Source organism: Mangrovimonas sp. TPBH4 (genome assembly GCF_001280505.1).
Taxonomy (GTDB): Bacteria; Bacteroidota; Bacteroidia; order Flavobacteriales; family Flavobacteriaceae; genus Mangrovimonas_A.
Genome location: NZ_LBIO01000038.1, coordinates 1 through 1,238, shown reverse-complemented (window position 1 = coordinate 1,238; position 1,238 = coordinate 1). Strand labels below are relative to the sequence as shown.

Annotated in this window: 1 protein-coding gene; it reads right to left on the bottom strand. The window is 58.0% G+C overall.

What is annotated here, in order from left to right; translation table 11 throughout:
* A partial coding sequence (locus ZA05_RS18300; RefSeq protein ID WP_197276038.1) for a hypothetical protein occupies positions 1 to 1,238 on the bottom strand: 1,238 nt, incomplete at both ends.

Here is a 1,238-nt window from a genome sequence, read left to right as displayed (position 1 = left end):
AGGCGCTGGTCGGCCGCACAGTCCTCGCCCTCTATCGTGATGTCCTGGGCCGTTGTATAGGTCTCCCCATTGACGGACCACAAATATTCCTCGTCCGAACAGATGTTCACCTCCGTTACTACAGGCGCTGGCTCCGGTGTCACCGTTAGTACCAGGCGCTGGTCGGCCGCACAGTCCTCGCCCTCTATCGTGATGTCTTGGGCCGTTGTATAGGTCTCCCCGTTGACAGACCACAAATATTCCTCGTCCGAACAGATGTTGACCTCCGTCACTACAGGCACTGGCTCCGGTGTCACCGTTAGCACCAGGCGCTGGTCGGCTGCACAGTCCTCGCCCTCTATCGTGATGTCCTGGGCCGTTGTATAGGTCTCCCCATTGACGGACCACAAATATTCCTCGTCCGAACAGATGTTCACCTCCGTTACTACAGGCGCTGGCTCCGATGTCACCGTTAGTACCAGGCGCTGGTCGGCCGCACAGTCCTCTCCCTCTATCGTGATGTCCTGGGCGGTCGTATAGGTCTCTCCGTTGACAGACCACAAATATTCCTCGTCCGAACAGATGTTCACCTCCGTTACTACAGGCGCTGGCTCCAGTGTCACCGTTAGCACCAGGCGCTGGTCGGCAGCACAGTCCTCGCCCTCTATCGTGATGTCCTGGGCCGTTGTATAGGACTCCCCATTAACGGACCACAAATACTCCTCATCGGAACAGATGTTCACCTCCGTTACTACAGGCGCTGGCTCCGGTGTCACCGTTAGTACCAGGCGCTGGTCGGCCGCACAGTCCTCGCCCTCTATCGTGATGTCCTGGGCGGTCGTATAGGTCTCTCCGTTGACAGACCACAAATATTCCTCATCGGAACAGATGTTCACCTCCGTTACTACAGGCGCTGGCTCCGGTGTCACCGTTAGCACCAGGCGCTGGTCGGCAGCACGGTCCTCGCCCTCTATCGTGATGTCCTGGGCGGTTGTATAGGTCTCCCCATTAACGGACCACAAATACTCCTCATCGGAACAGATGTTCACCTCCGTTACTACAGGCGCTGGCTCCGGTGTCACCGTTAGTACCAGGCGCTGGTCGGCCGCACAGTCCTCGCCCTCTATCGTGATGTCCTGGGCGGTCGTATAGGTCTCCCCGTTGACGGACCACAAATATTCCTCATCGGAACAGATGTTCACCTCCGTTACTACAGGCGCTGGCTCCGGTGTCACCGTTAGCACTAGGCGCTGGTCGGC